The sequence below is a fragment of the Azospirillum largimobile genome, from assembly GCF_977007025.2.
Genome location: NZ_CDRMUA020000006.1, coordinates 182,425 through 206,350, shown reverse-complemented (window position 1 = coordinate 206,350; position 23,926 = coordinate 182,425). Strand labels below are relative to the sequence as shown.

The following is a 23,926-nucleotide window of genomic DNA, read 5'->3' as shown; positions in this document are numbered from 1 at the left end:
CAATGCCCTCCACTCCCAAACCAACCCGCGTCTATTATTTCGGCACCTGCCTCGTCGACCTGTTCTTCCCCGACGCCGGCATGGCGGGGATCGAGCTACTGCAGTCCCAGGGTCTGACCGTCGTCTTCCCCCAGGGCCAAAGCTGCTGCGGCCAGCCCGCCTACAACTCCGGCTACCGGGCCGATGCCCTGAAGGTCGCCCGCGCCCAGCTGGACCTGTTCCCCGGCGACGATCCCATCGTCGTGCCGTCCGGCTCCTGCGCCGGCATGATGAAGAAGCACTGGCCCGACCTGTTCCGCGGCGAACCGGACGAGGCCAAGGCGGTGCAGGTCGCCTCCCGCGTCTGGGAACTGACGCAGTTCCTCGTCCATGTGCTGGACGTCCGTCTCACCGACCAGGGCGAGCCGCTGCGCGTCACCTGGCACGCCTCCTGCCATGCCCAGCGCGAGATGGGCGTGGTGGAGGAGCCGAAGACGCTGCTGCGCCAACTCGCCAATGTCGAGCTGGTGGAGTTGAAGCGGGAGAAGGAATGCTGCGGCTTCGGCGGCACCTTCGCCGTGCGTCATCCGGAGATCTCCGCCGCGATGGTCGGCGACAAGGTGGCGGACATCGAGGACACCGGTGCCGCCCGCGTGGTGTCGGGCGACTGCGGCTGCCTGCTGAACATCGGCGGCGCGCTTGAGGCCGGCAACAAAGCCGCGCGCGGCCAGCACATCGCCCAGTTCCTGAAGGAGCGCATCCATGGACGGTAACGCACCGGATTTCGCCGCCGCCTCGCGCGCGGCGCTGGCCGACCCGCAGCTGCGCGGCAATTTCCGCCGCGCCATGGACGGCCTGATGACAAAGCGCGCCGCCCAGTTCGCGGACGCGGGCGAATGGCATGGCGTGCGGGCGCTGGCGGCCTCGGTCCGGCTGCGCGCCCTGTCGAAGCTGCCGGAACTGCTGGAAAAGCTGGAAGAGAACTGCACCCGCAACGGCATCACCGTCCACTGGGCCGCCACGACGGACGAGGCCAACGCCATCGCGCTCGACATCCTGCACAAGGCCAACGCCAGGCTGGTGGTCAAGGGCAAGTCGATGGTGACGGAGGAGATGCACCTGAACGCTATCCTGGAAAAGGACGGCATCGAGGTTTTGGAGAGCGATCTCGGCGAATACATCGTGCAGCTGGACGGCACCATGCCGTCGCACATCATCATGCCGGCGATCCACCTGAACACCAAACAGATCGCCCATCTGTTCAAGCGCAAGATCAAGGACGCCGAAAGCCGGGAGGATGCGGCCTATCTGACCGACCTCGCCCGCCGGGTGCTGCGCGCCAAGTTCCAGGCCGCCGATGTCGGCATGTCCGGCGTCAACGCCGCGGTGGCGGAGACCGGCACCCTCTGCCTGATCGAGAATGAGGGCAACGGCCGCATGTGCACCACGGTGCCGCCGGTCCACATCGCCTTCATGGGTCTGGAGAAGGTGGTGGAAAAGCTGGAGGACGTGCCGCCGGTCATCAGCCTGCTGCCGCGCTCCGCCACCGGCCAGCCGATCACCACCTACGTCAACATGATCTCCGGTCCCCGCAAGCCGGGTGAAAAGGATGGCCCGCGCGAGGTGCATCTGATCATCCTCGACAATGGCCGATCCAGCATCTACGCCGACCCGGAACTGCGCGACACCCTGCGCTGCATCCGCTGCGGCGCCTGCATGAACCATTGCCCGGTCTACACCAAGGTCGGCGGCCATGCCTATGAGGCGCCCTATCCCGGCCCCATCGGCAAGATCCTGGTGCCGCAGATCGAGGGGTTGGACAAGCGCGGCGCCATGCCCCACGCCTGCACCATGTGCAATGCCTGCGTCGAGATCTGCCCGGTGAAGATCCCCATCGTCGAGATCATGGGGCGGCTGCGGGTAGAGGCGGTGAAACCCGGTGGCGCGGTGAAGGACGGCGGCGCCAAGGCCAGCCGGGCGGAAGCGATGGTGTGGAGCGGCTGGGCGGCGATGAACGCCTCCCCCACCGCCTACCGCGTCGCGACCGCGGCGATGAGCAGGCTGGGCAACGCCGCACCCTCGTCGCTGCCGCTGCTGAAGGAGTGGACGAATGTCCGCACCAAGCCGCGCTTCGCCGGCCGCACCCTGCATGACCTCGCCCGCGCCAAGGGGGTTCCCGATGTCTGACGCCCGCAACTCGATCCTGACGAAGCTGCGCGCCACCCGCGACGCCCACCCGCTAACCCCGCCCGCGTCGGACTTCGCACCGATCGAGGCGAAGCACTGGGCGGCGGAGGAACGCCTGCCCCGCATCCGCCGCCTGATGGAGGCAGTGCATACGGAGTTCCTCGACGCGACGGAGGCCGACTGGCCGGCGGTGCTGCGCGAGTTCCTGGCGCGGGAGGGCGTGGGGTCGCTGCTTTATGCACCGGGGACGGAGGCGGGGAAGCGGCTGGTCGAGGGGTGGGGCGTTGCCTATTCCGCACCGAAATCCCCCTCTCCCCCCTGGGGAGAGGGTTGGGGTGAGGGGGAAGCACCGCATGATTCCCCCGAAGGTCCCGCCACGCACCCCCCTCACCCTAACCCTCTCCCCGGGGGGGAGAGGGGATTTGAAGGGATGGGAGAGGGACCGGCCCTCATCCCCTACGACCGCCCCGTCGAAGACCTCAAGCCCCAGCTCTTCGAAACCATCGACGCCGGCCTGACCACCACCCGCGGCGCCATCGCCGAGACCGGCAGCCTCATCCTGTGGCCAACGGCGGACGAACCGCGCACGCTCTCGCTGGTCCCCCACATCCACGTCGCAATCCTGCGCACCGACGCCCTCTACGACACCTTCCTGCAGGCGATGCGCGATCAAGGATGGGCGCAGGCGATGCCGACCAACGCGCTGCTGGTGTCCGGCCCCAGCAAGACCGCCGACATCGAGCAGACGCTGGCCTACGGCGTCCACGGCCCGAAGCGGCTGGTCGTCCTGGTGGTCCACCCATGACGGCCCGCCAGCCTGCCGCCCGACCCGCGAACGAGCCGGCGACCCGGCTCTACGAGGCGATCCTGCATCTCAGGCGCCTCGGCCACCGGGTGGAGAAATGCGAAGGGCGGCGCGGGCGACATCGGCTGGATGGGGCCGAGATCACCGACGCCGCCCTTCTTGAGCTGGCGATGACCCGCGTCCGTCGTGCGGCGCGGGTCCCTTTATCCCATTAGGCCGGACGGACGGCGGCCGGGCGCGACACCGCCACCGACGGCTTGCGGCCGTAGCGCTCGACGCTCAACCCTTCCATGTCGATCTCGGTCTGGCGGCCGCTGACCACGTCGGCCAGCACGCGGGCCGAGCCGGCGGACATCGTCCAGCCCAGCGTGCCGTGGCCCGTGTTGAGATACAGGTTGCGGATGTGGGTCGGTCCCAGGATCGGCGTGCCGTCCGGCGTGTTCGGGCGCAGGCCGGTCCAGAACTCCGCCCTCGACAGGTCGCTGCCCCGGGGGAACAGGTCGCTGACCACATGGTCCAGCGGACCGCGGCGGCTTTCGCGCAGGCTCAGGTCGAAGCCGGTCAACTCCGCCGTGCCGCCGACGCGGATGCGGTCGCCAAGCCGGGTGACGGCGATCTTGTGCGTTTCGTCCATCACCGTCGATTCCGGCGCGTGGGCGGCGTCGGTGATCGGCAGGGTCAGCGAATAGCCCTTCACCGGATAGACCGGCAGGTCGATGCCCAGCGGCTTCACCAGCTTGGGCGAATAGCTGCCCATGGCGACGATGTAGCTGTCGGCGGTCAGCGTGCCTTCGTCGGTCTGCACGCCGATGATCTTGCGCCCGTCGCTCTCCAGCCCGCGGATGGAGACGCCATATCGGAACTCCACCCCGCGCTTGGCGGCATAGGCGGCCAGCTTGTTGGTGAACTGGAAGCAGTCGCCGGTCTCATCGCCTGGCAGGTGCAGCGCGCCGACCAGCTTGTCCTTCACATGGGCCAAGGCCGGCTCGACCGAGGTCAGGCCGTCGCGGTCGAACAGGCTGAAGGGAACGCCGTAGCGCTCCAGCACCGCCATGTCGTAGCCGGCGGCGTCCATCTGCTTCTGGGTGCGGAAGACCTGCAGCGTGCCCTGGGTGCGCTCGTCATAGGTGATGCCGGTCTCGGCGCGGAGCGCCTTCAGGCAGTCGCGGCTGTATTCGGCGACACGGACCATGCGGCTCTTGTTCAGCTGATAGCTCGCCTCGTTGGCATTGGCCAGCAGCTTCAGGCACCAGGACCACATGGCCGGGTCCAGCTTCGGCCGGATCACCAGCGGCGAGTGCTTCATCAGCATCCACTTGGCGGCCTTCAGCATCAGCCCCGGCGCCGCCCAGGGAGCGGAATAGCCCGGCGACACCTCGCCCGCATTGGCGTAGCTGGTCTCCAGCGCCGGGCCGGCCTGACGGTCCAGCACGGTCACCTCATGCCCGGCACGCGCCAGATAATAGGCGGTGGTGACACCGATGACGCCGCTGCCCAGAACGATCACGCGCATGAGACTGGCTCCCAAGGGGATGAATGACTTCGCTTGGGAGGATTGGTTCGCAAACGGTGTGCCAAGGGCGGGAATGGCGGATTTGCTGCGGTGCGGAGGGAGTGGTCGGGCGCGGGGTGTATGCGGTTGTTTACAGGGGGATGGGTTTGAGGGTGATGAGTGCTGAAGAGCAAAGGGTTGGAGTGGTGTAAAGATTTTGATACGGCGTAACGTATTGTGTACATTGATTGCTGGATGCCCCCTCCCCAACCCTCCCCCGCTTCGCGGGAGAGGGAGTTGGCGCCGAAGCGGCGGAGTTCCCTCTCCCACCGAAGGTGGGGGAGGGTTAGGGAGGGGGCAAAGGCACTTCCCACCCCAGCCCCCCACCCCCATGCGCATCGAAGTCACCTTCACCGACCGTGTCGGCATCGCCCATGAGATCCTCGCCGTGCTGGCGCTCCGCCGGCTCAACGTCGTCGGCGTCGAGGTCGACCCGCCGCTGATCCACATCGACGCCCCCGGCCTCGACCCGGCGGCACTCCCCGCCCTGTCGGACGCGCTGCAACGCATCGCCGGCGTGCAGGCGGTGGCCGCAATCGACATGCTGCCGGGCACGCGGCGGCGGCTGCATCTCGATGCGCTGCTCGCCGCCCTGCCCGACCCGGTGCTGGCGGTCGACCGCGCGGCCCGCGTCGTGGTGGCGAGCGCCGCCGCCGCGCAGGTCGCCGGATTGCCGGAATCGCGCCTCGCCGGCCTCGACCTGGGCGAGCTGTTCGGCGACCCCGGCCTGACGCGTGAACTGGCCGATGGCGGCTTCCGCATGTCCGGCCGCGAGGTGACGCTGAACGGCCAGCCCTTCCTGCTGGAGGTGACGCCCATCGTCGATGTCGAGGCGGCGGGCGCCGTCATCACCCTGTTCACCCCGTCGCGCCTGGGCGAGCGTCTCAACGCGATCCAGAATTTCGACGATTTGGGCTTGGGCGGCGGCTTCGACCGCATCCTCGGCGAATCGCCGCCGGTGCGGGCGTTGAAGGCGCGGGCCGTGCGCGTCGCCGCGATGGAGGCGCCGCTGCTGATCCTGGGCGAGACCGGCACCGGCAAGGAACTGATCGCCCACGCCTGCCACCGCGCCAGCCCGCGCCGCGACAAGCCCTTCCTGGCGCTGAACTGCGCCGCCGTGCCGGAGAACCTGGCGGAGAGCGAGCTGTTCGGCTACGCCCCCGGCTCCTTCACCGGGGCGCAGCGCGGCGGCAAGCCCGGCCTGCTGGAACTGGCCCATGGCGGCACCGTCTTCCTCGACGAAATCGGCGAGATGTCGGCCTACCTCCAGGCGAAGCTGCTGCGCTTCCTCAACGACGGCAGCTTCCGCCGGGTGGGCGGCGAGCGCGAGCAGAAGGTGGATGTGCGCGTCATCAGCGCCACCCACCGCTCGCTGGAGGCGATGGTCGCCGATCACAGCTTCCGCGAGGATCTGTTCTACCGCCTGAACGTGCTGACGCTGAGCGTCCCGCCGTTGCGGGAGCGCGGGCATGACATCCTGCTGCTGGCCCGCCATTTCATCGCCCGCGCCGCGGCCCAGGCCCGCCGTCCGCCCGGACGGCTGACCCCGGCGGCGGCGGCGGCGCTGCTCGCCAACCGCTGGCCCGGCAATGTCCGCCAGTTGGAAAACGTCATCTTCCGCGCCGTGACCATGAGCGACGGCGGCGCGCTGGACGCCGCCGACCTGGAACTGGCCGGGGCCGGCATGCAGTCCGCAGAGGTGCCGGCGGAGGATGCCGAAAGCTGGGAGGATGCGGTGGACGGTTTCGAACGCACGCTTCTGCGCCGGCTCTACCCCCGCTTCCCCTCCAGCCGAAAGCTGGCGGTGCGGCTGAACACCTCGCACACCATGATCGCCAACAAGCTGCGGAAGTACGGCATTCCGGAACGGTGACGCGGCCGATCGGCGACCGGATCAGTGACCAGCGGGCTTGGCCGGAGCAGCGGGCTTTGCTGCGGCCGGCTTCTCCGGAGCTTTCTCGGCCGACTTTTCGCCCGGCTTTTCAGTGGCCGGCGCATCCAGCCCCGGCGGCGGGCCGCCGAAGGTGATGGTCACCTCGGTCACCGGCCCGGGATCCGGCTGGCTGTGGTGGAAGCTCACCACCGCACCCGGCAGCAGCACGGGCGCAGACGGTTCGATGGTCCAGCTCTGCAGCGGCTTGTGCTCGGCGCCGAAGGTGATGGCGCGCAGCGGCGGCAGCGCGCGCTCGACATCGGTGGTGTTGGCGATCTCGCCATCCAGCAGCAGGACGGTCTTCCCGCCCTCCAGCTTCTGTTCGGAACGGATGCTGCGCAGCTCCAGCCCGAAGCCCGGCGGCTCGGCCTGAATACCGATGGTCTCGTAGAAGAGGGCCGTGGCCGGCCAGCTGCGGACGATGGCATCGCGGCCGAAATAGCCGCCGGCCGCGGTCCCTGCGACGAGCACCGCCAGCAGCGCGAAGCCGACCACCGTGCTGCGCGCCGGCTTGGCGCGTGGAACCTTCGGCGGCTTGGGCTTGCTCTTTCCCGCCGCCTTCGCTGCGACCTTTGCCGGGTTCGCCGGCCGTATTTCCGTCGGCGCATCGGCGACCACCGGCTCGGGGCCCGCCCATTCCGGCATCTGCCACCATGTGTGGCCGCAGCGGGCACAACGCACCTTCCGGCCGTCAGTGCCGAGCGACTCGTCGGACAGGGTGTAGCGCGTTGAACAGGTCGGACAGGAAACGATCATCGCGCCGTCGCAGAGAGGTTACCGCTTGCGTTATAGATAGGAGTGGCCGGCGGCGCAACCGACACCCGCGTGTCGGCACCGTTCATCCTTTTGCATGTGGCTTTTCCGGTAACAGAAGGATAGCCCCTCTCCCCTTGCGGGAGAGGGGTTGGGGTGAGGGGTAGCAAATTATGATTTCCCCGTCCTGCGGCCGCCGCCCCCTCATCCCAACCCTTCTCCCGCGGAGGGGAGAAGGGCTTTTCGGTTCAAGCCGCGTTGCCGTAGCAGGCGGCGGGAACCGAAAAAACCTTACATCCCGCCCGGATAGTTCGGACCCCCGCCGCCTTCCGGCACGACCCAGTTGATGTTCTGGGTGGGGTCCTTGATGTCGCAGGTCTTGCAGTGGACGCAGTTCTGCGCGTTGATCTGCAGGCGCGGATCGCCGCCGTCGTCGTTGCGGACGATCTCATACACGCCGGCCGGGCAATAGCGCTGCTCCGGCGCATCGTAGAGCGCCAGATTGACGCTGATCGGGACCGACTTGTCCTTCAGCGTCAGGTGCGGCGGCTGGTCTTCCTCGTGGTTGGTGTTGGAGAGGTAGACCGAGGACAGGCGGTCGAAGGTGACCTTGCCGTCCGGCTTGGGGTAGGCGATCTTCGGCGCCTCGCTGGCCTTCACGAGGGTGGTGTGGTCGGCGTGGTGCTTCAGCGTCCAGGGCGACTTGCCCTTCAGCGCCGTCTCGTAGGCGGCGTTCGCCAGACCGGCCCACAGGCCCTTCTGGAAGCCCGGACGAATGTTGCGCACGGCGTACAGCTCCGGCCAGACCCAGGACTGTTTCAGCCGCTCCGGATAGGCGATGACCTCGGGACCGTTGTCGCTGCCGCCGGTCAGGTGGTCGAACACCGCCTCGGCCGCGACCATGCCCGACTTCATGGCGGTGTGGTTGCCCTTGATCTTCGGCACGTTCAGGAAACCGGCGCCGTCGCCGATGATCAGGCCACCGGGGAAAGTCAGCTTCGGGATCGACTGGAAGCCGCCTTCCGACAGGGCGCGGGCGCCATAGGACAGACGGCGGCCGCCTTCGAAGGTCGGGCGGATCGCCGGGTGGGTCTTGTAGCGCTGGAACTCCTCGAACGGGCTCATGTGCGGGTTCCAGTAGTCGAGGCCGACGACGAAGCCGACCGACACCAGATTCCCTTCCATGTGATACAGCCACGACCCGCCATAGGTCTTGGGGTCCATCGGCCAGCCGATGGTGTGGACGATCAGGCCCGGCTTCGACTGCGACGGATCGACCTCCCACAGCTCCTTGATGCCGATGCCGTAGGTCTGCGGCTGGCAGTCGCGGCGCAGGTCGAAGCGCTCGAACAGGGTCTTGGTCAGCGAGCCGCGGCAGCCCTCGGCGAAGATGGTCTGCTTGGCGTGCAGCTCCATGCCGGGCGTGTAGTTGCCGGTCTTCTCGCCGTCCTTGCCGATGCCCATGTCGCCGGTGGCGACGCCCTTCACCGCACCGTTGTCGTCGTACAGCACCTCGGCCGCGGCGAAGCCGGGGTAGATCTCCACCCCCAGCTCCTCGGCCTGGGTCGCCATCCAGCGGGCCAGATTGCCCAGGCTGATGATGTAGTTGCCGTGGTTGTTCATCTGCGGCGGAGCGTAGGGCGACTTGTAGGCCTTCGTCTCCGTCAGGAAGAGGAAATGGTCCTCGCGCGCCGGGGTGGTCAGCGGCGCGCCCTTTTCCTTCCAGTCGGGGATCAGCTCCTCCAGCGCATGCGGTTCGAAAACGGCGCCGGACAGCAGGTGGGCGCCGACCTCCGACCCCTTCTCGATCACGCAGACGCTGAGCTCCTGCCCGGTCTCGACCGCGCGCTGCCGCAGGCGGATCGCAGCACTCAGGCCCGACGGGCCGGCGCCGACGATCAGAACATCGTATTCCATGACCTCGCGCGGTTCGCGTTCCATCACCACACTCCCCCACCGTCTTGTTTTGGTACTGTTTCCCTCGGGACGCCCTATGGTGTTTTGCGGGCGCGTGCTTGTAGCACGGTTTGCACCGCACCCAAATTGGGTATCTGGACATGTAAGACCACACGATCTGTGGTAAGGTCAAACGATGATTGACGTATGCGACATCCTCGACGCGCTGCGCTGGCATGCCGATATCGGCTGCGACGAGGCCATCGGCGACGAGCCGATCGACTGGGCCGCCTTCTCCGCCCGGCCGGCGGCGCGCACCATGCCCGCGGGTGCCGGTGCGGCGCCAAATGCCGGTTTGGGCACCGGCATGGCCCGTGGCCCGGCACCGACTCGGGCACCCGCCCCCGCGGCGCCGCGCCCGTCCGCACTCTTCCCGTCGCCCGACCAGCCGCTGGGCGCCAGCGAGGCCGGCATCCAGGCCCGGGCCCGCGCGCACGAGGCGCAGACCCTGGACGCGCTCGAGGCGGCGTTGCGCTCCTTCGACGGCTGTCCGTTGAAGGCCACCGCGATGAACACCGTCTTCGCCGACGGCAATCCGCAGGCTCCGGTCATGCTGATCGGCGAAGCGCCGGGCGAGGACGAGGACCGGCAGGGCAAGCCCTTCGTCGGGGTCAGCGGCAAGCTGCTGGACCGCATGCTGGCGCAGATCGGGCTGGACCGCGGCAAGGTCTACATCACCAACATCCTGCCCTGGCGCCCGCCCGGCAACCGCAGCCCCACCCAGGCGGAGATCGCCGCATGCCTGCCCTTCCTGGAACGGCATGTGGAGTTGGTGCGGCCGAAGCTGCTGGTGGCGCTGGGCGGCGTGTCGGCCAAGACCCTGCTGAACCGGGCGGAGGGAATCACCCGCCTGCGCGGGCAATGGCGGTCCTATGAGGGAACCGGCGCACCGGTGCCGCTGATGCCGATGCTCCATCCGGCGTACCTCTTGCGCAACCCTATCGCAAAGCGGGAAGCGTGGCGGGACATGCTTGCGCTGCGTCAAAAGATCGACGAAGAAGGAATCAAGTATTCCTAAGATAAAAATCGATGTCACAGCCCGGCCGAAATCGTTTGTATGACCGGGCAGGTTGCATGACACAAATGTAATCCGCCCATATCCAAAGGCACCTTCCCAATGGGCTAAGGCCTTTTTGTCGCCTCCCTTAACCCGTTGTAGAGACTGGCGAATACCGGTGCCGACACATTCCGCGCGAATCCGTTGCTTGCGGTTCGCGAGCGCCTGCGCTATTTCGGAACAATGCTCCGGATATTTTGCAGTGCAGCATACCGGGCCGCGAATGCGGTCCCGCTGCGGCGGAACCTTCTGGGGGTGCTGGGTCTCGCGGTGGCTTACACCCTGGGACCCGACGGTGCGGTCGGGCTCCGTCCCGCTTGCGCCGCCCTCATTATTCACGCGCCGGACGGTCACGCCGTCGTCCCGCCCGGCCCGGATTCCGTGCCTGACCCCCATACCCCCGATTTCGGCGAACCGACTGGCAATCCGGTCATCGGCGACCCGGTCATGGGGCTCCCCGACCCGGTCATTCCCGGCGCCCCGTCTTTCGGCGCGCCGGCGGCCGATGCCTCCACCGGCCCGGCCGGTTCCCCGCTGCTGCTCGCCAGCGACGACGAGGCCCGTGCCGTCCAACTGGACGAGGAGGATGCCGGCCGCTACCGCCGCATCTTCGCGCTGCAGGACCGCGCAGACTGGGACGCCGCCGACGCCGAGATGGCGAAGCTGAAGGACCGCCGGCTGATCGGCTATGTCCTGCGCCAGCGCTATCTCCACCCCGACCGCCGCGCCGGCTACGAGGAACTCGCCCGCTGGATGCAGGATTACGGCGACCTTGCCGGGGCCGAGCGGGTGCACAGCCTGGCGCAGAAGCGCCAGCCCGCCGGCCAGCGGGCGCCGAAGCCCCCGCGGGGGGAGGAACGCGTGCGTCTCGTCGGCTCGCTGGAACGGTTGGGCGGCTTGCGCACCGTCGCCGCGAACGAGGAGGACGAGGAGGACGGCGTCACCGTCGCCCCGCGCAGCCGCACCGTGTCGCGCGCCCGCAGCGACCGCGCCGCCGTGGCGCGGGTGGAGGAGCTGCTGCGTTCCGGCCGCGCCAGCAACGCCCTGACCTTGCTGAACCAGGACGAGTTCGGCGGCAGGCTCGACACCGTGCAGTATGACGCCGCCCGCGCCCGCATCGCCGAATCCCTCTACTTCTCGGGCGAGACGGCGCAGGCACTGACGCTCGCCTCCGCCAGCGCCGCCCGGTCGGGCGACATGCTGCCGGACGCGCATTGGATCGCCGGGCTTTCCGCATGGCGGCTGAAGCAGCCCGACCGCGCCGCCCGCCATTTCCAGGGCATGGCCGCCGCCGGTCCGCGCTCCCCCTGGAAGGCGGCTGCCGCCGACTACTGGGCGGCCCGCGCCCTGGCCCGCAAGCCCGGCAAGGAGAAGGAGGCGGCGGAGCATCTGGCCGCCGCGGCCCGCTATCCCCACACATTCTATGGCCTGATCGCGCTCCGCACCCTGGGCACGCTGCACGATGTGCGCTGGCAGGCGCCGGAACTGAGCGGGCGGACGCTGGCGGCGATCGCGGCCAAGCCGGCAGGATCCCGCGCCATCGCCCTGCTGCAGGTGGGCCAGCGCGAACTGGCCGGCATGGAGTTGCAGCGCATCCACCCGCAGGGCGACCCGATGGTCGAACAGGGGATGGTGGCACTGGCCGACCGCGCCGGGGTGGCGACCCTGTCGCTGCGGCTGGGCAACGCGGTGGCCGGACCGGACGGTGCGCCCTATGCCGCCGCCCTCTACCCCCTGCCCCACTGGACGCCGCGCGACGGCTTCGCGGTGGACCGGGCCCTGGTCTTCGCGGTGATGCGCCAGGAGTCGCGCTTCGACCCGCGGCTGGTCAGCTCCGCCGGGGCGACCGGGCTGATGCAGATCCTGCCCAGCACCGCCCAGCATGTGCGCGAACGCCACGCCGACATCGGCAGCGAGGACGCCAACCGCGACGCCCTTTTCGATCCCTCCCGCAACATGGAGCTGGGCCAGCGCTATCTGACCGAGTTGCTGGGCATGCCGGAGATCGACGGCAACCTGTTCCTTGCCGCCGCCGCCTACAATGCCGGACCGGGCACGCTGGCGCGCTGGCGGCGGGAGTTGAGCGACATCACCGATCCGCTGCTGTTCATCGAAAGCCTTTCCTTCGGCGAGACGCGCGACTATGTGGAGAAGGTGATGGCCAACTTCTGGATCTACCAGCTTCGGCTGGGCCAGGAGACCGCCTCGCTCGACGCCGTCGCCGACGGGAAATGGCCGTCCTACATCCCGGTGGAGGCCCCCGCGACCCAGGTCGCGGCCCAGCCGGACCCGCTGCCGGCGGCAAAGCCGGCGGTCCCGGCCGCGGTGACCGCAGCCGCCGAGAAGCCGACGGCGGAAGCCCCGGCGGCCGAGCCTTCCGTCGCGGACGCTCCGGCCGTTCCGGCCCGGATGGAGACGGTGGCGGAGCGGGGGGAGGCCAGCCCGATACCCTGATCGCCGGTGCGCCCTTGCCGGGCTCCGGCCCGACACGAGGACACGCCTGCCGCCATGCCGAAGATCGACGAGAGCCGCCCCTTCCTTCCCGTGAACATCGCGGTGATCACGGTGTCCGACACCCGCAGCGCCGCCGACGACCGCTCCGGCGACGCGCTGGCGGAACGGATCGCCGGTGCCGGCCACAGGCTCGCCGCCCGGACCATCGTTCGCGACGACATCGCGGCGATCCGCGCCCAGGTGCAGGCATACATCGCCGATCCGCAGATCGACGTGGTCCTGACCACCGGCGGCACCGGGGTCACCGGCCGCGACGTGACGCCGGAAGCGGTCGAGGCGCTCTATGAAAAGGCGATCCCCGGCTTCGGCGAGTTGTTCCGCTACCTGAGCTACGCCAAGGTCGGCACCTCCACCATCCAGAGCCGGGCGACCGGCGGCGTCGCCAACGGCACCTACATCTTCGCCCTGCCGGGCTCGCCCAGCGCCTGCCGCGACGCCTGGGACGACATCCTGGTCTGGCAGCTCGACAACCGCCACCGCCCCTGCAATCTGGTGGAGCTGATGCCCCGCCTGCGCGAGCACATGGCGTGAGCGGAGTTGGCGTGAGTGCACCGGCTGGCTTCTCGATGGAGGCCCTGCACGCCGCCCTGATCCGGCTGCCGCGCCTTGCCGACCTCCCACCCGACGCGCTGGAGCCGATGCCGCTGAAGGGCGTCGCCCACGACCATGTCCGCCTGCGCGGCCGCCGGCTGGTCGCCCGCATCCCGCGCTGGAGCCAGCTTGGCCTCGACGCCTGGACGGCGCTGGACCGGCAAGCCGCCGCCTTCCGGCGGGCGGAACCGTCGGGCCACACCCCGCCCTTTGCCGGCCTGCTGCCGCCGGGCGAGGGGCTGCCGCTGGGCGCCCTGGTGGTCGGCGAGGTGGAGGGTCGCACCCCCGTCCTGCCCGCCGACATGCCGGCCATCGCCCGCGCGCTGGCGGCGATCCACCGCATGGCTCCGCCGGACTTCTACGAGCCGCTGCCCGCCCCGCCCGATCCGGTCGCGGCATTGCTGGCCCAGGTGGAGCGGCAGGCGGAGTGGTTCGACCGCGCCGCACTGGACGCCGACGCCCGCGCCCTGGTCGCGGAGGAGCTTGCCGCCGCCCGCAGCGGCGACCTCGCCCCGCCGCCGGAGACCCCGATGCCGCTGACCGCGGTGGGCGTGGACGTGCATCCCGGCAATTTCCTGATCGACGGCCATGGCAAGGCCTGGTTCACCGACCTGGAGAAGCTGCAATACGGCCACCCTGCCAGCGATCTCGCCCATGCCAGCCTCTACACCTCCACCAAATGGGACCCGGCGGTGGATGCGGAACTGGCGCCGGCCGATATCGACGCCTTCGTCGATGCCTGGTCTATGGCGGTTCCCGGCGACCTCGCCGACGAGGTGCGGCCCTGGCTGAAGCCGCTGCGCCGGCTGACCTGGCTGCGCACCCTGTCCTGGATGGCGCGCTGGTCGGTTGAAGGCGCCACGCTGTCTCCGGGCATGCCGGAGCCTTTGCGCGCCCATATGGACGCCCATGCCACCGACATCCTGCGCGCCGGACGGATCGAACAGGTGCGCCGGGATTGGGCCCCAGTCCCCTCCCGGGGAGAGGGTTAGGGTGAGGGGGAACCGCATGTGGGGATGGTTCGGCTTCGCCGCCCCCCTCATCCCGACCTTCTCCCCAGGGGGGAGAAGGAGAGGGAGCACGAAAGTCTCTTGCCCGTGCCCTGGGGAAAATGATGGGATACCGACTCGGAAAACGAGGTGACGAGAGCATGACGAGTTTCCGACGCCGGTTGCTGCCGACCTCCCTGGCCACCCTGCTGGCCGGTGGCGTATTTGCAGGCGCCATTCTGGCCCCGGCCTTCGCCGCCGGCCCGCCCGGCGAGACCGCCGGCTCTGCCACCGGCAGCTATCTGGCCGGCCGCTACGCCCAGCACCAGGACGACTGGACGGCGGCGGCGCGCTTCACCGCCCAGGCTCTGGCCGCCGATCCCGACGATCAGGCGCTGCTGCGCCGCACCTTCCTGCTGCGGTTGGGCGAGGGGCAGGTCGACACCGCCATCGGCTATGCCACCCGCCTGCTGGGCGAGCAGGGCGAACCGCAGATGGCGCTGACCCTGCTGGCCGCCGATGCGCTCGCCAGGGGCAAGCTGGACGAGGCCGACGGCTATGCCGCGCGCCTGCCGGCCGATGGGCTGGGCCGCTTCATCACCCCGCTGACCCGCGCCTGGCTGGCGACCGCCCGCGGCAAGACCGACGAGGCGCTGGCCGCGCTGGAACCGCTGGCGGCCGTCCAGGGCTTCGGCGCGCTCTACAACCTGCATGCCGCGCTGATCCTCGACCTCGCCGGCCGCAGCGAGGATGCCGCCGCCCGCTACGTCAAGGTGACGGACACCGAGGCGCCGCTGCGGGTGGTGCAGATCGTCGGCAACTTCATGATGCGCACCGGCAAGAAGGACGAGGCGCGCAAGCTCTACGAGACCTTCCAGATCAACAACCCCGACGGGCTGCTGGTGGAGCCGGCGCTGGACGCCATGGCGAAGGCGCCGGCCGACGCCCGCCCGGTGCCCGATGCACGTTCCGGACTTGCCGAGGCGCTGTTCGACCTTGGCAGCGCCTTGCATCACGAGAATGCCGACGAGCCGGCGCTTCTGTTCGGCCGCATCGCGCTGCACCTGCGCGGGGATCTGGCGCTGGCCCATCTGCTGATCGGCGACATCGTGGCCTCCCGCGACCATCATGAGGAGGCGCTGACCGCCTACCGGCTGCTGGCGAAGGACCCGCTGCTTGGCTGGACCGCCCGCATGCGCGAAGCCGACAGCCTCGCCCGCATGAACCGCAACGACGACGCCATTGCCGTTCTCAAGGCCCTGTCCGCCGAACGGCCGGAGCGGACCGACGCGGTGACCCGGCTGGGCGACATCTACCGCTATGCCAAGCGGTACGACGAGGCGATCCCCGCCTACACCACCGCGCTGGAGCGGATCGGTGCGCCGCAGGAGCGGCATTGGCCGCTGCTGTACGCCCGCGCCATGAGCTACGAGAAGACCAAGCAATGGCCGCAGGCGGAGGCCGACCTGCAGACCGCGCTGAAGCTGCGGCCGGACGAAGCGTCGCTGCTGAACTTCCTCGGCTACAGCTGGATCGACCGGGGCGAGCATCTGGACAAGGCCAGGGCGATGGTGGAGCGCGCGGTTGAGTTGCGCCCGCGCGACGGCTACATCGTCGACAGCCTGGGCTGGGCGCTCTACAAGCTGGGCGATTTCGAGGGCGCGGTTGCGAAGCTGGAGCGCGCCGTGGAGTTGAAGCCGGGCGATCCCACCATCAACGACCATCTCGGCGATGCCTACTGGCGCGCCGGCCGCCGCAACGAGGCCCGGTTCCAGTGGATGCGCGCGCTGCGCAACGCCGACGAGGACACCGACAAGGCCGGCATCCAGGCCAAGCTGGACGAGGGAATGGCCGACCGGAAGGCCGCGGCGAAGTAGTGGGTTGAATGCCCTCTCCCGGGACGGGAGAGGGAACTTCCGTCCCCCTAAACCTTCGTCCCCACATAGGGCTTGTACTGGCTGTCCGTCTGCTGGATGTGCTCCACGAACCAGTCCTTCAGCAGAAGGATCAGGTCGACACGCAGCATGGTGGGGTTGCCGCCGTCGAAGTCGCGGGCCAGCTTGTCCACCTCTTCGGCGAAATAGCGGTGGGCGGCGAGGTGGCCGTCCAGTTCGGGATAGCCGCAACGCTCCATCATCGCCTCCTCCCGCGCGAAATGGACGGCGACGTAGTCCTTGAGGCTGCCGAGCAGGCTGGACAGCTCCTCCCGGTTGGCGGGGGTGATGCCGCTTTCCAGCAGGCCGTTGAACAGGTCGAGGAGCCGCCGATGCTCTTCGTCGAGCACGGGCACGCCGACGCTCATGGATTCGTCCCAGGCGACATAGGTCATCGCAGCGACCTCCCCCCTCGCATCCCGCGAATTCAAGCGCCTTCCGCCCTTTTCAAGCGGTTGCGGCCGGTCATGGCTGGGTTGTGGACATCTTGACAGGGATCCTAAAACCGGCAACCGTGCCCGTCCAAGCGGCAAATCCCCGCAGGGGGCGCGGCATGATGCGCCGGGCACCTTCTGACCGACCTTCCCCCGCCACCAGCCCCAGAGTGACCGATGGCCCTGCTCGACGAGATCGCGGAGAAGAAACGGGCGCTGGACGCGGCCCGCCCCCTGCCGCAGGAGGTCGTGCATGGCATCGCCGACCGCTTCGAACTGGACCTCACCGTCGCCGCTGCCGCGCTGGAGGAGGTGCCGGTCAAGCCCGCCGACGTCAAGGCGATCCTGGAGCGCGGCAGCATCCTGCGCCACCGCGCAGTGGAGGAGCAGCGTTTCGTGCTGAACCATCGCGCGGCGCTTGAACTGATGGCGCGGCTGTCCTTCGATCCGACGGGCGCCGTGACCGAACGCACGGTCACCGCCTTCCACAGCGTGTTGTATCGCGGGATCGAGGACGAGGCGGGGAAATACCGCAACGGCGCGCCGAAGGACGATCCGGCGGAAACCGCGCCCGACCCGGCCAAGCTGCGCGTGTCGATGTCGGCGCTGTCGACCTGGATGCGCAAGTCGGACGCCGGCCCCGACACCGCCTTCGAGGCGCATCACAAGCTGAGCGCCATCCGACCCTTCCATACCGGCAACCGGGCCACGGCGCTTCTGCTGTGCAACCTGATCCTGAACCGGGCCGGCTACCCGCCGGTGGTGGTCCTGGCGGAGGACCGCGGTCTCTATCTCGACCTCGTCGAGCGGGCCTGGGCGGTCGGCGACAAGACGCCGTTCCGCGACCTGATGATGCGCTTCCTGTCGCAGAGCCTGGATTTCTGCCTGGAGGCGGCGGGAAAGGCCGACGCCGACGACGACGCCGCCCCTTCCTGAGAACCGGGCGCCGATCAGTCAGGCCGGCAGGCGCAGGCGCGACGGCCGATCCGGTCCGCTGTGGATCAGCAGGGTGATCGGCAGCGCATCGACCCGGCGGGTCTCGCCCGGCTCGGCCCCGGTGCCGGGATTGACCGGATAGGCGGGGAAACAGGAGCCGGCGAGGCTGAGGCGCAGCGCCGATCCCGGTGCCAGCGTGGCGCAGGCCGCCCGCATGGCGATGGTCAGCGGCCGGGTCGGATCGCCCGGCTCCACCCGCGCATGGCCCTGGGTCAGCGGCAACACCTGCCCGTCCGGGCGCACCACCGACAGCACGGCGCTGACGTCGAAGGACGGGGCGTCGGCCTCCACCCACAGATCCAGCGCGACCCGCCCGGCCAGCATCAGCGGCTCGTCCAGCGGCAGGCTGGTGTAGGTCGCCACGTCCGGCCGGCGGTCGACGGCGGCGCGGTCGAAGCGGCCGGCGGCGGCCGGCACCGCATGCCCCCCGACCGTCGGCACCGGACTGCGCGGATCATGCACCACCACGTCGAGTGCCTCGAAATCGGGCATCTCCGGCGCCAGCCGGCCACCCTGCCGGTTGGCAAGGCCGTCACTGGCCAGGTGCAGCACCGCCTCGGCCGCGGGCAGGGTGGGCAGGTCGTGCCAGCGCCCGGTTTCCACGTCATGCAGGCGCACTTGGCCGCCGCGGTCCGCCCCCTGCCCTTTCAGCACCCGCTCCCACCAGGCGAGTTGCAGCGTGTCGAGTGTCGGCGCCTCCCCCGGCGCCGCGGCCGGACCATCGGCGCCCCAGGGACCGACCACCAGCCGCACCGGCGCCCGCCCCCGCGCAGCAAGCAGGTCGTGGGCATCCAGCGTGCCGGCCAGCCGCGGGTCGTACCAGCCGCCGAGCTGCAGCACCGCGACGTCGGCCGGCATCTCCGCCAGCATCGCCCTGGGCGACAGCGCGGTCCAGGCCGGGCCGGGCACCGGGTTGGTCAGCCAGTCGTCGTAATGGGAATAGCGGGCGTAATCGCGCAGGGCCTGCGGCCGCGACGGAATCTCGTCGTCGATGGGCAGGCTGCGCGCCGCATCGGACAGGATGCGGTGGCCGGTGCCGTCCTCCACCCGCCGCGCCGCCTCGGCGGCGGTGCGCAGAGCCCAGCCCATGGCGTCGGCCAGCCGGAAGGCCCCGCCCTCATAGGCCCAGTCGGAGAAGACGTCCCAGCCGGCGAAGGCCGGCGCCACCGCACGCAGGGCTGCCGGCCGCTCCGTCAGCGCCAGCCACTGCGCCATCCCGGCATAGCCGCAGCCATACATCGCCACCACGCCCGACGACCCCGGCAGCGAGGCCGCCCAGGCCACGGCGTCGGCCCCGTCCTCCCGCTCCGCCTCGAACGGGCGGAAACGGCCGTCCGACGTGCCGCAGCCGCGCACATCCTGCACCACCACGACATAGCCCCGCGCCGCGTACCAGCGCGGATGGGCATAATGGCTGGTCAGCGCGGTGCGCCGCCCGCAGGCGACGCGGAGCAGCAGCACCGGCCATGTGCCGGCGGCGTCCGGCCGGTAGAGGTCGGCATCCAGCCGCACACCGTCGCGCGTCCGCATCGACACGGTTTCCGGCGGCCGGACCGGCAGCAGATCATGCGACTGATGGATCACCGGGGCCAGATGGGTCATGGCTGATCAGGCTCGCTCGATGACGAACAACGAATAATGTGTCGTCGAGGCAAAGCCTGTGCCAGAGGGTCCGGAGTGATTTACTCAAATTTTCATCCCGCTCCGCCCGCTGTTTAAAGCCCCTCTCCCCTTGTGGGAGAGGGGTTGGGGGGAGGGGTGCGGCGGCCGACAGGCCGATGGAAATCCTGAAGTTTGCGACCCCTCACCCCAGCCCTCTCCCGCAAGGGGAGAGGGGATCTGTCCGGGCCCCAGGTGACTGGTTTCCGAACGACCAGGCCCCGCCCATTCCCTGCGCCTCTGCCTCATTCCCAGGCAACCCGCCCGTTCAGGCGGCAATCAGCTCGAACCGGTCGACATCGACCATGCCGCGGTCGGTGATCTTCAGGTGCGGAATGACCGGCAGCGGCAGGAAGGCCAGTTGCAGGAAGGGTTCGGCCAGCGGGCAGCCCATGGCGCGGACGGAGGCGCGCAGGGTGCGCAGCTTCCCCTCCACCGCCTCGAACGGCTCCAGGCTCATCAGCCCGGCCAGCGGCAGGGCCAGTTCGCCCACCACCTTGCCGTCACGCACGGCGACGAAGCCGCCCTGCAGCTCGATCAGGCGGTTGACGGCGATGCGCATGTCGGCGTCGCTGGCCCCCACCACGCAGATGTTGTGGCTGTCATGCCCGACCGACGACGCCAGCGCGCCCTCCGCGAAGCCGAAGCCCTGGACGAAGCCGCGGCCGATGTTGCGGTTGCTGTCATGGCGGGCAAACACGCAGATCTTCAGCAGGTCGCGCGACGGATCGGCCACCATCCGGCCGCCCACCACCGGCACCTCGATCCGCCGGTGCTCGGTCAGGATCCTGCCCGGCTCCAGCCCGATCACCGATTGGATCGACCCGCCGGCCGGGACGGCGAAATCCTCCTCCGCCACCGGCTCCAGCTTCACCGAATCCAGCCCCACCGGCGTCACCGCCGGCCGGCCGTCGAAGCTGTGCGGGCCGACGATCCTGCCGTTGCGGATGACGCGGTTGACCGCGCAATCCTCCAGGTCGTCGAGCAGGACCAAGTCGGCGCGATGCCCCGGCGCCACCAGCCCGCGGTCGTACAGGCGGAAGCCGCGGGCGGCCGACCAGGTGGCGGCACGATAGACATGGGCGACCGGCGCGCCGAGGCGGATGGCACTGCGGATCAGGTGATCCATGTGCCCCTCCTCGGCGATGTCCAGCGGGTTGCGGTCGTCGGTGCAGAAGCCCAGGAAGGGCGAGGTCTCGGGACCGATGACCTCGGCCAGGGCATGGACGTCCTTCGACACCGACCCGTCGCGGATCAGCACCTGCATGCCCTTGCGCAGCTTCTCCATCGCTTCCGCGGCGCTGGTGGTCTCATGGCAGTTGCGGATGCCGCAGGACAGGTAGGCGTTCAGCTCCTTCCCCGACACCAGCGGGGCGTGGCCGTCGATGTGGCGCCCGTCGAAGGCGGCCAGCTTGTCCAGCACCCCATCCACCTTGTGGAAGACGCCGGGGAAGTTCATGAACTCCGCCAGCCCCAGGACGCGGGGATGGTCCATGTGACGGATCAGGTCCGGCGCCTCCAGCCGCGCGCCGGACGTCTCCAACTCCGTCGCCGGCACGCAGGAGGACAGCTGCACGAACAGGTCGAGCGTCGTCCCGCCGGCGCTGTCCAGGAAATAGCTGAGCCCCCGCTCGCCCAGCACGTTGCAGATCTCGTGCGGGTCGCAGATGGCGGTGGTGGTGCCGCGCGGCAGGACGCAGCGGTCGAACTCCTGCGGGGTGACGCAGGTGGATTCGCAATGGACGTGGGTGTCGATGAATCCCGGAACCACGGTCAGCCCGCGCCCGTCGATCTCCTCCACCCCGTCATAGGATTCGTAGGTGCCGACGATGACCTCGCCGCAGACGGCGATGTCGCCCTCGGCGATCTCGCCGGTCACGACATTGAGGAAGCGCGTGTTCTTGATGACCAGATCGGCCTTCGCCTCGCCCAGCGCCTGCCCGATGCGCGTCTTCAGATCATCCCGGCTGACCGCCATAACCCACCCCGCCTGTCGTCTATTCAAGCAGGCAAAGTGGCTCGCCGCGTGGCGGCGTGCAAGCGGCTATCGTCCCTGATTGCGATCACTCGCCGTCATAGGGCGGCGCCACCGGCAGGCGCACGCTGACCGTCGTGCCCTCTCCTTCGCGGCTGCGGATGTCCAGCGTGCCGTTCAGCAGATCGACGAAGGAACGGACCAGCGGCAGGCCCAGCCCGGTGCCGCCGGAGCGGCGGGACAGCTGGCTGTCGACCTGACCGAAGGGCTGCAGGGCCACGGCGATGCCTTCGGCGTTCATGCCGATGCCGGTGTCGGCGATCTCGATCAGGATGCGGCCGCATTCCGGTCGGACGCGCAGCGCGATGCCGCCGCCGGCGGGGGTGAACTTGACGGCGTTGGACAGCAGGTTCAGCAGGATCTGCTTCACCCGCACCGGGTCGCCCAGCAGGTGCGGCGTATCGGGGGCGATGTCCTGGGTCAGGGTCAGGCCGCTTTCCTCCGCCCGTTCGGCGATCAGCAGCAGCGAGCTTTCCACCGCATCGCGGACGTCCATCGGCTGCGGATGCATCTCCAGCTTCCCCGCCTCGATCTTGGCGACGTCCAGGATGTCGCTGATGACGGCCAGCAGATGCTGCCCCGACTTGCCGATCACCTTGGCATAGTCGAGGTATTTGGGATGGCCCAGCGGCCCGACGATCTCGCTTTCCATCATCGAGGAGAAACCGATGATGGCGTTCAGCGGCGTGCGCAGCTCGTGGCTCATGTTGGCCAGGAACTCGCTCTTGGCCCGGTTGGCCAGTTCGGCCTGCTCCTTGGCCTGGATCAGCGCCTGTTCGGCGCGGCGGCGTTCCTGGATTTCCTGCATCAGCGCGCGGGTGCGCTCGGCGACGCGCATCTCCAGCTCGTCGCGGGCCTGCCGCAGGGCCAGTTCCGCCCGCTTGCGCCGGGTGATGTCCTGGCCGACGCACAGGATGCCCGGTGCCACGCCGTCCGCCTCCGGCAGGCGGTTCAGGTTCCACAGGAACACCCGCTCGCTCATGCAGTCCTGCTCGCGCAGCGCCTGTTCGAAGTTGCGGATCTCCGTGCCCTGGACGGCGATGGCGAGTTGAGCGGCGAAGGCCCCGGTCGGGCGCTCCCCCATCACCTCCGTCCAATGGCGGCCGATGGCGCCGCCCCCGTCTATGCCGAAGGCGCGTTCGGCTTCGCGGTTGGCCTCCTGCACGCGGCCGTCCTCGCCCAGGACCAGGATGATGCTGGCCGCGGTCTGCACCAGGGAGCGGAAACGCGCTTCGCCCGCCCGCGCCTCGCTCTGCCGCAGGGCGGCCTCCAGCTCGGCCACGCGGGCTTCGAGACGGCGGACGGTCTCCGCCGGCCCGGCGGAGCTTGCGTCCATGAAAACCGTCCGGTCGGTCACGCCGCGGCGTTTTCCGGCTGCATGATGTCGCCCAGCTTCGCCAGCAGGAATTCCAGATCCTCGGGCGCGAGATCCTCGTACTGGGTCAGGATGCGCTCGATCACGCGGCGGCGGTGACGCTCGCGGTCGCCGGGCTCGCCGTCATAGGGCGTCTCCTTCAGCACGTCGATGGCGATCCGGCAGGCCGGCAGCAGGGCCGGCGGCAGCTTCGCCTTGTCGTACAGCGATTTCAGCCCCAGCCGGCCAGCATCGTGGATCAGCAGGCGGGCGTTGGTCAGCGGCACGTTCGCCATGCGCGACATGGCCATCTCGAAAAAGGCGATGTCGCCGGTGCACAGCGAGCGCAGCAGCAGCGAGGGTGTCAGGCGGCCGGTACGGGCGAGCTGGCCCACCAGCCGGTCCAGGGCGCCTTCGTCGCTCTCCCCGGTGAACAGCGCCACGGTTGCCCGCTCGCGGCTCTGCAGGATCAGCTCCGACGCCACCTTCGCCGGCAGCTCATGGTGGGCGACGAGATGCTGGCGCAGCCGTTCCGACACCACGGCGACCAGCCGTTCGGCGATGGTGATCGGCAGCCTGGAGCGGTGGACCAGCGGGTCCTGCACCGCCTCGCTCGCACCGAACCGGTCGATGACGCGGCCCAGGCTCTGCTCGCCCAGTTCCGCCCCCTCGTTGGCAACCAGCGCGGCGACGGCGCGTTCGGACCCGCTTTCGATCAGCGCGTCGGCGACCACCGCCGGCACGGTCGGGCGCTGGGCGATGGCGGTGCTCTTGGCCTCGGCCCCCGACCGTACGATCTCGACCAGATCGGACGGGGTCAGCACGGTGGAGACGCTGAGGAGCGGAATAGCCACCGCCTCCACGTCGCGGGCAAGGCTCAACGCCACGTCGCGCGGCAGGGACGGGCTGGATTTCAGGTTCTCGGCCAGGGTCTGGCGGACGCGCAGGACCGTGTCGTTGACCATCAGGCGGATGATGTCCTCCGCCAGCTTGTGCTCGGCCTGCGACAGCTCGGGGCTGTCGAACTGCTGGGCCAGCTTGGCGGCCAGATCGGTCCGGCTGTTCGGCGACGGGTCGGCCAGCAGCCGCACCACGTCCTCCTGGGTCAGATGACCCGACTTCATACCGTCACTCATGGGTCCGGGACCCTTCCTGCCCTGGTCCGTCTCCAAATCGGTCGCGAAGAGGCGATACCCGC

Annotated in this window: 19 protein-coding genes; 11 read left to right on the top strand and 8 right to left on the bottom strand. The window is 69.5% G+C overall.

The genetic code is table 11. The annotated features are described in order from the left end of the window. The first annotated feature begins 2 nt into the window (after positions 1-2). From ACWPKK_RS28240 to ACWPKK_RS28225, 4 genes are read left to right on the top strand one after another with little or no spacing between them, the layout of a single operon-like run. Positions 3-752, top strand: a complete 750-nt coding sequence (locus tag ACWPKK_RS28240; RefSeq protein ID WP_452011142.1) for a (Fe-S)-binding protein — start codon at positions 3-5, stop codon at positions 750-752. Then, positions 742-2,166: a LutB/LldF family L-lactate oxidation iron-sulfur protein gene (locus ACWPKK_RS28235; protein ID WP_452011139.1), complete on the top strand. Its 1,425-nt coding sequence runs from the start codon at positions 742-744 to the stop codon at positions 2,164-2,166. Before ACWPKK_RS28240 ends, ACWPKK_RS28235 begins: the two co-directional genes overlap by 11 nt. Next, a complete protein-coding gene (locus tag ACWPKK_RS28230; protein ID WP_452011136.1) occupies positions 2,159-2,971 on the top strand; it encodes a LutC/YkgG family protein in 813 nt (270 codons plus the stop codon). The genes ACWPKK_RS28235 and ACWPKK_RS28230 overlap by 8 nt, the downstream gene beginning before the upstream one ends. Then, positions 2,968-3,186, top strand: a complete 219-nt coding sequence (locus tag ACWPKK_RS28225; protein WP_452011133.1) for a hypothetical protein — start codon at positions 2,968-2,970, stop codon at positions 3,184-3,186. Before ACWPKK_RS28230 ends, ACWPKK_RS28225 begins: the two co-directional genes overlap by 4 nt. On the opposite strand, the gene ACWPKK_RS28220 is transcribed toward ACWPKK_RS28225, so the two are convergent. Continuing rightward, the gene (locus tag ACWPKK_RS28220; RefSeq protein ID WP_452011130.1) at positions 3,183-4,484 is read right to left on the bottom strand and encodes a D-amino acid dehydrogenase; all 1,302 of its coding nucleotides are present in this window, start codon (positions 4,482-4,484) and stop codon (positions 3,183-3,185) included. The genes ACWPKK_RS28225 and ACWPKK_RS28220 overlap by 4 nt on opposite strands. A gap of 370 nt (positions 4,485-4,854) precedes the next feature. Here ACWPKK_RS28220 and ACWPKK_RS28215 point away from each other — a divergent pair, with 370 nt between their 5' ends. Next, positions 4,855-6,396: a sigma 54-interacting transcriptional regulator gene (locus ACWPKK_RS28215; protein ID WP_452011127.1), complete on the top strand. Its 1,542-nt coding sequence runs from the start codon at positions 4,855-4,857 to the stop codon at positions 6,394-6,396. A 21-nt stretch (positions 6,397-6,417) separates the two neighbouring features. Here the strand turns inward: ACWPKK_RS28215 and ACWPKK_RS28210 are convergent, their stop codons facing one another. Together ACWPKK_RS28210 and ACWPKK_RS28205 are read right to left on the bottom strand one after the other, a co-directional pair. After that, complete coding sequence (locus ACWPKK_RS28210; protein ID WP_452011124.1) at positions 6,418-7,212, bottom strand: MJ0042-type zinc finger domain-containing protein; 795 nt, start codon at positions 7,210-7,212, stop codon at positions 6,418-6,420. Between the two features lie 288 nt (positions 7,213-7,500). Beyond that, positions 7,501-9,150 carry an electron transfer flavoprotein-ubiquinone oxidoreductase gene (locus ACWPKK_RS28205; RefSeq protein WP_452011121.1) on the bottom strand — a complete coding sequence of 550 codons (1,650 nt, stop codon included), beginning with the start codon at positions 9,148-9,150 and terminating at the stop codon, positions 7,501-7,503. A gap of 151 nt (positions 9,151-9,301) precedes the next feature. Here ACWPKK_RS28205 and ACWPKK_RS28200 point away from each other — a divergent pair, with 151 nt between their 5' ends. The 5 genes from ACWPKK_RS28200 (at position 9,302) to ACWPKK_RS28180 (ending at position 16,193) form a co-directional block, all read left to right on the top strand. Next, on the top strand, positions 9,302-10,183 hold the full coding sequence (locus ACWPKK_RS28200; protein ID WP_452011118.1) for a uracil-DNA glycosylase: 882 nt from the start codon (positions 9,302-9,304) through the stop codon (positions 10,181-10,183). A gap of 420 nt (positions 10,184-10,603) precedes the next feature. Further along, a complete protein-coding gene (locus ACWPKK_RS28195; protein ID WP_452011116.1) occupies positions 10,604-12,676 on the top strand; it encodes a lytic transglycosylase domain-containing protein in 2,073 nt (690 codons plus the stop codon). Between the two features lie 54 nt (positions 12,677-12,730). Beyond that, positions 12,731-13,267 carry a molybdenum cofactor biosynthesis protein B gene (moaB, locus tag ACWPKK_RS28190; protein ID WP_149222624.1) on the top strand — a complete coding sequence of 179 codons (537 nt, stop codon included), beginning with the start codon at positions 12,731-12,733 and terminating at the stop codon, positions 13,265-13,267. 11 nt (positions 13,268-13,278) lie between these two features. Further along, positions 13,279-14,319: a phosphotransferase gene (locus ACWPKK_RS28185; protein ID WP_452011113.1), complete on the top strand. Its 1,041-nt coding sequence runs from the start codon at positions 13,279-13,281 to the stop codon at positions 14,317-14,319. A 158-nt stretch (positions 14,320-14,477) separates the two neighbouring features. Next, positions 14,478-16,193 carry a tetratricopeptide repeat protein gene (locus tag ACWPKK_RS28180; RefSeq protein WP_452011111.1) on the top strand — a complete coding sequence of 572 codons (1,716 nt, stop codon included), beginning with the start codon at positions 14,478-14,480 and terminating at the stop codon, positions 16,191-16,193. Between the two features lie 47 nt (positions 16,194-16,240). Here ACWPKK_RS28180 and ACWPKK_RS28175 read toward each other — a convergent pair whose 3' ends face one another. Continuing rightward, positions 16,241-16,645 carry a bacteriohemerythrin gene (locus tag ACWPKK_RS28175; RefSeq protein ID WP_452011109.1) on the bottom strand — a complete coding sequence of 135 codons (405 nt, stop codon included), beginning with the start codon at positions 16,643-16,645 and terminating at the stop codon, positions 16,241-16,243. A gap of 216 nt (positions 16,646-16,861) precedes the next feature. Here ACWPKK_RS28175 and ACWPKK_RS28170 point away from each other — a divergent pair, with 216 nt between their 5' ends. Then, positions 16,862-17,620, top strand: a complete 759-nt coding sequence (locus tag ACWPKK_RS28170) for a Fic family protein (protein WP_452011107.1) — start codon at positions 16,862-16,864, stop codon at positions 17,618-17,620. A gap of 18 nt (positions 17,621-17,638) precedes the next feature. Here the strand turns inward: ACWPKK_RS28170 and ACWPKK_RS28165 are convergent, their stop codons facing one another. From ACWPKK_RS28165 to ACWPKK_RS28150, 4 genes are all read right to left on the bottom strand, one after another. Then, positions 17,639-19,282 carry a CocE/NonD family hydrolase gene (locus tag ACWPKK_RS28165; RefSeq protein ID WP_452011105.1) on the bottom strand — a complete coding sequence of 548 codons (1,644 nt, stop codon included), beginning with the start codon at positions 19,280-19,282 and terminating at the stop codon, positions 17,639-17,641. A gap of 325 nt (positions 19,283-19,607) precedes the next feature. Then, positions 19,608-21,317, bottom strand: coding sequence for an adenine deaminase (gene ade / locus ACWPKK_RS28160; RefSeq protein WP_452011103.1), 1,710 nt, complete (start codon positions 21,315-21,317; stop codon positions 19,608-19,610). 85 nt (positions 21,318-21,402) lie between these two features. Next, complete coding sequence (locus ACWPKK_RS28155; protein ID WP_452011100.1) at positions 21,403-22,710, bottom strand: PAS domain-containing sensor histidine kinase; 1,308 nt, start codon at positions 22,708-22,710, stop codon at positions 21,403-21,405. Positions 22,711-22,727: 17 nt separating this feature from the next. Continuing rightward, positions 22,728-23,864: a DUF2336 domain-containing protein gene (locus ACWPKK_RS28150; RefSeq protein WP_452011097.1), complete on the bottom strand. Its 1,137-nt coding sequence runs from the start codon at positions 23,862-23,864 to the stop codon at positions 22,728-22,730. Positions 23,865-23,926: the final 62 nt, after the last annotated feature.

What these genes read in the sequence shown, in the direction of transcription:
- ACWPKK_RS28240 (WP_452011142.1), top strand. Translation starts at nt 3, where the DNA reads ATGCCCTCCACTCCCAAACCAACCCGCGTCTATTATTTCGGCACCTGC.
- ACWPKK_RS28235 (WP_452011139.1), top strand. Translation starts at nt 742, where the DNA reads ATGGACGGTAACGCACCGGATTTCGCCGCCGCCTCGCGCGCGGCGCTG.
- ACWPKK_RS28230 (WP_452011136.1), top strand. Translation starts at nt 2,159, where the DNA reads ATGTCTGACGCCCGCAACTCGATCCTGACGAAGCTGCGCGCCACCCGC.
- ACWPKK_RS28225 (WP_452011133.1), top strand. Translation starts at nt 2,968, where the DNA reads ATGACGGCCCGCCAGCCTGCCGCCCGACCCGCGAACGAGCCGGCGACC.
- ACWPKK_RS28220 (WP_452011130.1), bottom strand. Translation starts at nt 4,484, where the DNA reads ATGCGCGTGATCGTTCTGGGCAGCGGCGTCATCGGTGTCACCACCGCC.
- ACWPKK_RS28215 (WP_452011127.1), top strand. Translation starts at nt 4,855, where the DNA reads ATGCGCATCGAAGTCACCTTCACCGACCGTGTCGGCATCGCCCATGAG.
- ACWPKK_RS28210 (WP_452011124.1), bottom strand. Translation starts at nt 7,212, where the DNA reads ATGATCGTTTCCTGTCCGACCTGTTCAACGCGCTACACCCTGTCCGAC.
- ACWPKK_RS28205 (WP_452011121.1), bottom strand. Translation starts at nt 9,150, where the DNA reads ATGGAACGCGAACCGCGCGAGGTCATGGAATACGATGTTCTGATCGTC.
- ACWPKK_RS28200 (WP_452011118.1), top strand. Translation starts at nt 9,302, where the DNA reads ATGATTGACGTATGCGACATCCTCGACGCGCTGCGCTGGCATGCCGAT.
- moaB (WP_149222624.1), top strand. Translation starts at nt 12,731, where the DNA reads ATGCCGAAGATCGACGAGAGCCGCCCCTTCCTTCCCGTGAACATCGCG.
- ACWPKK_RS28180 (WP_452011111.1), top strand. Translation starts at nt 14,478, where the DNA reads ATGACGAGTTTCCGACGCCGGTTGCTGCCGACCTCCCTGGCCACCCTG.
- ACWPKK_RS28175 (WP_452011109.1), bottom strand. Translation starts at nt 16,645, where the DNA reads ATGACCTATGTCGCCTGGGACGAATCCATGAGCGTCGGCGTGCCCGTG.
- ACWPKK_RS28170 (WP_452011107.1), top strand. Translation starts at nt 16,862, where the DNA reads ATGGCCCTGCTCGACGAGATCGCGGAGAAGAAACGGGCGCTGGACGCG.
- ACWPKK_RS28165 (WP_452011105.1), bottom strand. Translation starts at nt 19,282, where the DNA reads ATGACCCATCTGGCCCCGGTGATCCATCAGTCGCATGATCTGCTGCCG.
- ade (WP_452011103.1), bottom strand. Translation starts at nt 21,317, where the DNA reads ATGGCGGTCAGCCGGGATGATCTGAAGACGCGCATCGGGCAGGCGCTG.
- ACWPKK_RS28155 (WP_452011100.1), bottom strand. Translation starts at nt 22,710, where the DNA reads ATGGACGCAAGCTCCGCCGGGCCGGCGGAGACCGTCCGCCGTCTCGAA.
- ACWPKK_RS28150 (WP_452011097.1), bottom strand. Translation starts at nt 23,864, where the DNA reads ATGAGTGACGGTATGAAGTCGGGTCATCTGACCCAGGAGGACGTGGTG.